The organism is Pseudoalteromonas sp. BSi20495 (assembly GCF_000241185.1).
Classification (GTDB): Bacteria; Pseudomonadota; Gammaproteobacteria; order Enterobacterales; family Alteromonadaceae; genus Pseudoalteromonas; species Pseudoalteromonas fuliginea.
The window spans coordinates 50436-58406 of record NZ_BADY01000072.1 but is presented as its reverse complement, the minus strand read 5'-3'; the positions used below and the strand labels follow the sequence as shown (position 1 = coordinate 58406).

Sequence of the window (7971 nt, the reverse complement as noted above, 5' to 3'; positions counted from 1 at the left end):
ATGGGCCATTATTTCGTGGGAGGTATAAGGCGATATTGGTCGAAAAAGATGAGTATCTGCTGCAATTAAGCCGCTATATCCATCGTAATCCTATTGATATGACTATGCCGCTGGTGGATGACTTAGCGCACTATTCTTGGTCGAGCTACCCAGCTTATATCGGGAAAGTAAAACCACCAGAATGGCTTACGCGCGACTTTACTTATCAAATACTGGGTCATCGTCACAAGTTTAAGCAGTACAAAGCTTATGTATTACGAGGTAGCAGTGATGAACTCACTGACTTTTACGACAAAGGTAATATTGCATCGGTTTTGGGCAGTGATGGTTTTAAACGTTGGCTTAAAAATACTCAGCTGATAAATAGCCCCGAACCTGAGGTTTTACAGCAACTAAAACCGAATATCACAATGAATGAGGTGGTCATGGCGGTTGCTGATTATTATGCTTGCCCGCTATCTAAAATTACCAGTGTGCTTAAAGGGCCAAGCAAAGGATTTGAAGGACGTAAAGTTGCCATGTATTTTTGCCAAGAGGTTTTGGCTGAAAAGTTAAGTAATATTGCAGAGTATTTTAACCTTGGTCATAGTGGCTCTGTGAGTTTTATTACTCATCAAATAAGGAAAAAGCGCAGAGAGGATAAGCAATTTTCAAAACAATTAGATGCTATTTTTGACAGTATTATGAAGCAAGCGATTTGACCCCTTAAACTTCCGTGACCCCTTAAACTTCCTACATGATTGTACTTTCATTTATTGTGATAATGTTGGATTTCACATTTTTACTCTTCATGCGTCTGTTCAGGTATGCAATTTATTTTATTTGAGTAAGGGATGGTTATGCCGCTTGTATGTGTGGATGGTGCTGCGATTAAAATTACAGTTAATGGCGCCCAGCAGCTAGTAAAAACCAGTGATAAAATTCCAACTGCGACTAAAAACAAATTCTCACAAGGTAAAAAAGCAGTGCTCACTGAGGATGATGTAAAACAGTGGTTGCAAAAATTTCAGTCAAACTACGATAACGCTGCTTTTAAGGGCGGTATTGCGATGGGTAAAGTCATTTCTGGTAAGCCAAATTTAACGGTTAAAGGTAAGTCTAAAACAGCGCTTGTCACCAAAGACACGCAAATAATGGCGCTACTACAAATTTCAAAACCAGCGCAAAGTCCACAAGGTGTACCCGATCCCGTACCTATGATCAATATTACTATTGAGTTTACTGATGCAGGGCAGACAAAGCTTACAGTTGTTTAGTTCGTGGAGTGTTATTACTCTTCATCAGTAAAAAAGCATATTTAATTTAAAGCAGGAGAATAAATGATGGGACTGTTATCGGTTTTATTTTCTTCCAAAGCACAAGAGCCTATTAACGCAATCGGCTCAATACTAGATGAGTTATTTACTAGTGATGAAGAAACGCTAAATTTAGATATTCTCAAACAACGTGTAGCGCAGCAACCTAATTTAGTTCAAGCAAAAATTAATCAAGTGCAAGCATCTCACCGTAGTTTATTTGTGGCGGGTGCCCGGCCTTTTTTAATGTGGGTGTGCGGCCTTGGCTTTTTATTTGCCTTTGTTATTAATCCTATATTGCAGTGGTTGTTGCCAGAGATTGGTACTCCACAATTACCACTCGACGTCATGATGGAGCTTACTTTGGCCATGTTGGGGTTAGCGGGCTTACGAACCGTTGAAAAACTCAAAGGTGTTTCTCGCTAGCTATAAAATAATGCATTACAAAATTATATTTCAATTAGTTTTCACATTTCTTATCGAACAACGTCTTCTGAACACAATATAAATAAACTTGTTATTAGGGCTGTTTACCTTTCGAGGTTGAATTTACAGCGGTATGTTTGGTTTGTAGGCAACGCAGCGCCTATGCTGCGTTATTCCCTATAAATAGGCGATAACGCAGTATAAAAAACCAAACATGTGTAGCCCTTTGGGTTCGCCCTAGGGGCGATTTACTCTTTGTTGCTTGGTTTCAATTTATTGTTACATGGATGTAAGCCAGTAGGGTAACGCAAGATCAGTTACCGAGCCCACTAGGTTATAAACCTCGCAACGCGATTAATCGTCCCTAGATAGAACAAGCTGTAATCTTAAAAGGTTAACAGGCCTTAACGTGACAGATGAAGCTGGTTGTGAGGTAACTCAAATTTTCTTCTAAGTAAGTTTCAATTATTTTGCCATCAGTTGTGACTGATGAGGCGGAGCCGTGGGTTAACCCATAAAGTCTTTTGAGTACTAAGTAGGATCCGCCAGGCGTTTATCCATTTTATTTGGTGGGTAGGCATTGATAAAAGGCTTGCTTGGTGCTCAATCCCTAATTCTTGCCATTTCGGCGTTTAAGAATGCGTTCTATTAACTAAAGGAAATACTATGTCTCAATATAAAACCCCTGACGTCTACGTTAGAGAAAAATCAATTCTACCGCCGTCAGTCGCAGAGGTGGCAACGGCTATTCCAGCATTTATTGGTCATACCACTCAACTTAATGAAGCCGGTGATGCTGCCAACTTTTTAAACATGCCAGTGCGTATTACTAGCATGGTGCAGTTTGAAGCAAACTTTGGTGGCCCATACAAAGAGAGCTTTACGCTAATGCCTAGCTCTAAAGGTTATGATATTACCAATGTAGCGGCTGTTGCTGATGATCTTGCAAAACTAGAAGGTGCTAAGTTCTTTCTTCATCAAGCAGTTAGTCACTTTTTTGCTAATGGTGGTGGGGCGTGTTATGTCGTTTCTATTGGTATGGCAGGTACACTTGCGTCAAAAGAGTCTTATAGCGCTGGCATTGACCTTTTAAATAAGGTTGATGAAGTAACACTTATTTCATCTCCAGAAGCAATTGGTTTAGACGAAGTTGGCCACTACGAGGTGCAAAATAAGGCGCTTAAACATGCAGAAAAACGCATGGACCGTTTTGCATTAGTTGATGTGCAAATGCAAGAAACGCCTGCTGGGACTACTGCAATTGTTCATGACTCTGAACGTTTGCGCGCCAAAGTAACGCAGGGTTTAAAATATGGTGCATCTTACTACCCATATTTAAAGACGACTATCGCACGCAGTTACGATGAAGCAAACGTGACTGTTAAGGTGGTAGAAGATGAAGCAGCAGACCCTATAACTTACAAAGATGTGATGCTATCTGTACTAGGTAATGATGACAGTACAAATACAGATTATAACGCGCAAATTTATAATCAAGCTAAGGCGGCGTTAGCAAAAAGTTATCTCGTATTGCCTCCGTCACCTGCCGTTGCGGGTATTATCGCTAAAACCGACAAAGAACGCGGAGTATGGAAAGCACCTGCTAACGTAGCTTTATCGCAAGTGCTTGCGCCAACGCTTGCTATTGATAGCACTGAGCAAGAGAGCCTTAACGTTGATGCCATTTCTGGTAAATCAATCAACGCGATTCGTACCTTTGTTGGTAAAGGGACTTTGGTTTGGGGTGCACGTACTCTTGCTGGTAATGACAATGAGTGGCGCTATGTATCGGTTCGCCGTTTATTTAACTTAGTGGAAGAGTCAATTCAAAAAGCCACACAGTTTGCGGTGTTTGAGCCAAACACGCCTTTCACTTGGTTAAAGCTCAAAACCATGATTGAAAGTTACCTTGAGAATTTATGGCGTCAAGGTGCTTTCTTTGGTGAGACCCCAGATCAAGCCTTCTTTGTAAACGTAGGCCTTGGCCAAACCATGACCGAAGACGACATCAATAATGGTGTAATGAATATAGAAATTGGTTTAGCTGCGGTACGCCCTGCTGAGTTTATTGTATTAACCTTCTCACATAAGAGCTTAGAAGGCTAACGAACCCGACCAAGGTTGGTTGGGGGTCATATTTATACGTTTTATGTTTTCTCAATCAGCCTTTTTAATTTACTTATTTACCTAAGTTTTATTGTAACTTGGGCACTAAAATTATTATTTTTTGGAGTTTTTTATGGCTACTACAGCAGCAGACATTGCAGCAGAATACCCGATCCCGGTATATCGATTTGTCGTTAGTTTTGGTGAGGAGAGCATTCCGTTTTCTGAAGTGTCGGGCTTAGACATTGGTGTTGAAACCATTACTTACAAAGATGGTTACGGCAAAAAGCACATGCCTGGGCAATCAACCGATGTGAATATCACACTTAAACGAGGTTTAGTGCGTCAAAAGAGTCAGTTTTATGATTGGATTTCATCAATTAGCTTAAATTTGGTTGATAAAAAAGACATTACTATTTCACTCACTAACGAAGACCGTTCACAGCCATTGGTTACTTGGAAGGTGATTAATGCTTTTCCTAAAAAGCTTACAGCGCCAAGTATTAATGGTGGCTCAAACGAAGCCAGTGTGGAGTCGTTAGAAATGATGGCCGATGATATTAAGATCGAATTCCACTAATTTTATTCTCCTTGTCTTGGGCACGTTAGTGCCCTTTTTGGACATTACTATGATTCAAGAACTAACAACACCTATGGTGGGATACCGCTTTGCTGCGCTAATTACATCAGCGGCTATACCGAATCCGATAGATATTTTTTTTAAGGAAATCAGTGGCCTAAAAGTTAATCGCAACATTGAGTATGACGGTAATCGAGCAACGGTAGGCAGTAATAAACAATCGCGCACCTTAACTTTGAAACGTGGTGTACTGCGCACTGGTAGCACCTTGGAATTAACAAACTTTATTAGTTTACCGCAGTGGAATCAGTTTGCGGTTCGCAACGATATTTTGATCACTTTACTTAGCGATAACAACCTACCCACAAAAGCATGGCTAGTCACTCGCGCATTTATGGAAAGTTGGGAGTGGGACAGTCTAGATGCAACGCGTAACGATGTACTCATTGAGTCTATTACGTTTAGCTATCAAAACTTGGTGACAGTGCCAATTCCTTTTACTTAACACATTAAAGACAAGGTGATGCTAATGGAAATTCAATGTGATGCGATTCATGTTAAAGCTCGTTTATCTGGACAAAGTGAACCTGATGGCGATAGGCCGCAATCACAAAGTACTAACACAGGCGAAAATACTGGGACTATTAATAATCAAGTTGAACAAATCGAAAAATCTTTAAAACGCTACATAGACAAGCAGTTTCAGCAATTTACTAAACAAAAAAGGCCATAAAAATGATAGGTATTGGCGCAAATGCGGCTGGGTCACCGCTATGTAAAGTGACCTTTTATAGTAAAATAGAGCGTGGCTCTGGTAACCAGCTGGCTGAGATGACACTTGCGTATGATGCAAAATCGTTGCAAACCAGCTATTCCAACAGTATTCAAAAATCACAAACGATAGGCGCCGAAAGCGGCGCAAGCCAATATCAAAAGTCTTCGCCTTCAAAGCTATCGGTGACCTTTTTGCTAGATGACACCATTATTGATTTACCCACCGAATTACTAGCAAAGTTGCAAGGGAACATAGAAACAGAAAAAAACATCCAAACTTTGTTGAAGTATGGCACCGCAGTTCAGAGTGAAACACACGAACCCACTTATGTGACAGTCCAACCATTGAATATGGTACTTAATCATGGCCCAAGTGGGACATTTGATGGCATGTTATGCACCACTAAAGTAGAAACTGAACTGGTAGATAACAAAGGACGCCGTTTAAAAGCCAAAGTTCATTGTTGCGTGGTGGAGTGTTTATCTGAAAAAGAAATGAAACTTAAATCAGGTAAAAGTTCTCCCGACTTAACTCATGTTATCCAACATAAGGCGGGCAGTTCGGTGCTTGTGCAAAGTGCAAAAATATACGGCAACCAACAGTTCGTGCATCAGGTGGCGATGGTTAATCGTCTACCTTCTATTCGTAGCGCTGAGGTGGGTACGCAAATCATTTATCCGCCGTTGGAGCGTTAGTATGGATTTGCGATATACCATTGCCGTAGAGGGCAACAAAATCAGTGATAAATTCGCCTTGCGAGAAGCAACTGTAAAAAACGGCGTTAATCAAATTGCGCATCTGAGTTTAGTAATTGACGACGGTGATATGGCCAAAGAAACCTTTGCTAAAACTGATGAAGGGCTATTCACTATGGGTAAAGCGATAGAGCTAAAAGCCGGCTTTGGTGATGGCGAACAAAGTGTACTATTTAGCGGTGTTATTACTGCTCAAGGTATAGGCTTTGAACGGCAACCATTTATGCATATTGAAGCTCGAGCCGATACAATTAAGCTGTGTCAAAGTGCCATGAGTAAACTCTATGATGAAAAAGCCAAAGACGGCGATATTCTCAGTGATTTACTCACTACATACGGTGCAACGCCTGGCACTATAGCGGCCAGTAAAATTGAACATCACCAATTTTTAGTGGTGGATGAACAGCCATGGGCGGTGTTTATGCGCCGAGTGCTGTGCAATGGTTTTGCATTTTTTAACGATGGCAAAAATCACGTTGTTGATTTGGCAAAACACACTCCCACTGCGCATGAATTTAACGTGGCAATGGATGGCTGTGTTGATTTCGCTTTGCACTGTGATGTGAGTTCGCATCTTAAAAAACTGCAATACAGTAGTTGGGATATAAAAGAACAAAAACTCTACGACAATGCTGATCCAGTCATGCCGGCTGCTAAGTTTAAAACTCACAGTGATGCAGATACGGCGATGGCTTTACCTGATACTTTACGCCTATCACAAGCACCTATTGAAAAATTAGAGTTGGCGGCTAAAGCCGGTGCTGAGCAATATTATCGATTACTCGATATGTACCAAGGGCATGTACGTATAGATATGTCTGCGCAAAAAGCGCTTACTAAAGTCAAGCATTTAGATGCACTGACACTCTCTGGAGTGGGAAAGGAATATAGTGGTGATTATGTGGTGGGTGAAATTCATCACCATTTGTCGAGTGATGGCTGGTTTAGTGAATTCATACTGGGTGTTCCTTTAACGCTAAGTATTTGGTCAGACTATGCTAAACCAAGTTATACCCCAATATTGATAGGGAAAGTAGCTGCATTTAAAGCCGATGCACAAGCATTACACCGTATCCCAGTTTTATTACCCAGTGCCAGTGGTGAAAAACCACTTTGGGCACGGTTAGCCAGTCCTTTCTCAGGAGCTGAAGAGGGGTTGTTTCTGCCCCCAGACATAGATACAGAAGTAATGGTTGGATTTATTGGGGGCGATAGTCGTTACCCTGTGATTTTAGGTGCATGTCATAACCCCAAAGCAAAGCCACCATTTGAATATGATGATAAAAATGAGCAGCGCGGATTGTTTTTTAAAGAGCAAGCATTAGCGTTGCAATTCACCTTAAAAGAGCCGCTACTTACACTACAAAGTAGCGCCGATCACACCATCACTTTTGACGCTAAAGAAGGCTTAAAACTAACCCAAAAAGACATGACGTCTTTGGTTGCAGGGGAGTCATTAATGATTGAAAGCAAAGATAAGTCTACCTTAGAGGTGGCAAAAGCCATTAATTTTAAAACTTCAGATAGCATCACACTAGAAGGCAAAGGTGTGGATGTAAAATAACCTCAAATTAAGGCTAAAAGGAGCAGCAATGTTAAATCAAGCTTTTCTAGGAACTGGCTGGAGCTTTCCCGTGCAGTTTAGCAACCCCGCCACAGGGCCTGGTATGGATAGCGGTGAAACCTTACTTAAACAAGCGATTCATTTGACTTTAAATACCTTAGTCGGAGAGCGGCCTTTGTCGCCCAATATGGGTTCTGGTCTTTCGAGTTATTCATTTGCTGATGCTAATGAACAGAGTTTATCGCAACTAAGACAAGAAATTGCCACCGTGTTACTTAATCATGAACCTCGTATTACTCTGCAAACCATCGAATTTGATAGTAGCGAATTGTACGACGGCGTGCTGTTAATTCAGCTTAACTACGTGATACGGCAAACCAACAGCCGTAGCAACATGGTGTTTCCATTCTACTTGACTGAGCAGTCAGTTTAGCCACTATCAAAGTACGTTCTGTCATCTTTGTGAGCAC

Annotated in this window: 10 protein-coding genes; all 10 read left to right on the top strand. The window is 41.1% G+C overall.

Going from position 1 to position 7971, the window contains the following annotated elements:
- Positions 1–701, top strand: a 701-nt coding sequence (locus tag P20495_RS10090) for a hypothetical protein (RefSeq protein ID WP_242401478.1), incomplete at its 5' end; no start/stop codon positions are given.
- Between the two features lie 138 nt (positions 702–839).
- The gene (locus tag P20495_RS10095; protein ID WP_007377702.1) at positions 840–1256 is read left to right on the top strand and encodes a hypothetical protein; all 417 of its coding nucleotides are present in this window, start codon (positions 840–842) and stop codon (positions 1254–1256) included.
- 63 nt (positions 1257–1319) lie between these two features.
- Positions 1320–1721: a 3TM-type holin gene (locus tag P20495_RS10100; protein WP_007377701.1), complete on the top strand. Its 402-nt coding sequence runs from the start codon at positions 1320–1322 to the stop codon at positions 1719–1721.
- 666 nt (positions 1722–2387) lie between these two features.
- Positions 2388–3827, top strand: coding sequence for a phage tail sheath C-terminal domain-containing protein (locus P20495_RS10105; protein WP_008136323.1), 1440 nt, complete (start codon positions 2388–2390; stop codon positions 3825–3827).
- Positions 3828–3960: 133 nt separating this feature from the next.
- Positions 3961–4407: a phage tail protein gene (locus tag P20495_RS10110; protein WP_007377699.1), complete on the top strand. Its 447-nt coding sequence runs from the start codon at positions 3961–3963 to the stop codon at positions 4405–4407.
- A gap of 49 nt (positions 4408–4456) precedes the next feature.
- Positions 4457–4912 (top strand): phage tail protein, encoded by a 456-nt coding sequence (locus P20495_RS10115; RefSeq protein ID WP_008136322.1) that lies wholly within the window; start codon positions 4457–4459, stop codon positions 4910–4912.
- Positions 4913–4936: 24 nt separating this feature from the next.
- On the top strand, positions 4937–5140 hold the full coding sequence (locus P20495_RS10120) for a hypothetical protein (RefSeq protein WP_008136321.1): 204 nt from the start codon (positions 4937–4939) through the stop codon (positions 5138–5140).
- A gap of 2 nt (positions 5141–5142) precedes the next feature.
- Positions 5143–5877, top strand: a complete 735-nt coding sequence (locus P20495_RS10125) for a hypothetical protein (protein ID WP_007377696.1) — start codon at positions 5143–5145, stop codon at positions 5875–5877.
- 1 nt (position 5878) lies between these two features.
- Positions 5879–7501: a phage baseplate assembly protein V gene (locus tag P20495_RS10130; protein ID WP_008136320.1), complete on the top strand. Its 1623-nt coding sequence runs from the start codon at positions 5879–5881 to the stop codon at positions 7499–7501.
- A gap of 70 nt (positions 7502–7571) precedes the next feature.
- On the top strand, positions 7572–7934 hold the full coding sequence (locus tag P20495_RS10135) for a GPW/gp25 family protein (RefSeq protein WP_237113683.1): 363 nt from the start codon (positions 7572–7574) through the stop codon (positions 7932–7934).
- Positions 7935–7971: the final 37 nt, after the last annotated feature.

Coding starts and splice junctions, on each gene's coding strand:
- P20495_RS10095 (WP_007377702.1), top strand. CDS start 840: ATGCCGCTTGTATGTGTGGATGGTGCTGCGATTAAAATTACAGTTAAT.
- P20495_RS10110 (WP_007377699.1), top strand. CDS start 3,961: ATGGCTACTACAGCAGCAGACATTGCAGCAGAATACCCGATCCCGGTA.
- P20495_RS10115 (WP_008136322.1), top strand. CDS start 4,457: ATGATTCAAGAACTAACAACACCTATGGTGGGATACCGCTTTGCTGCG.
- P20495_RS10105 (WP_008136323.1), top strand. CDS start 2,388: ATGTCTCAATATAAAACCCCTGACGTCTACGTTAGAGAAAAATCAATT.
- P20495_RS10100 (WP_007377701.1), top strand. CDS start 1,320: ATGATGGGACTGTTATCGGTTTTATTTTCTTCCAAAGCACAAGAGCCT.
- P20495_RS10130 (WP_008136320.1), top strand. CDS start 5,879: ATGGATTTGCGATATACCATTGCCGTAGAGGGCAACAAAATCAGTGAT.
- P20495_RS10125 (WP_007377696.1), top strand. CDS start 5,143: ATGATAGGTATTGGCGCAAATGCGGCTGGGTCACCGCTATGTAAAGTG.
- P20495_RS10120 (WP_008136321.1), top strand. CDS start 4,937: ATGGAAATTCAATGTGATGCGATTCATGTTAAAGCTCGTTTATCTGGA.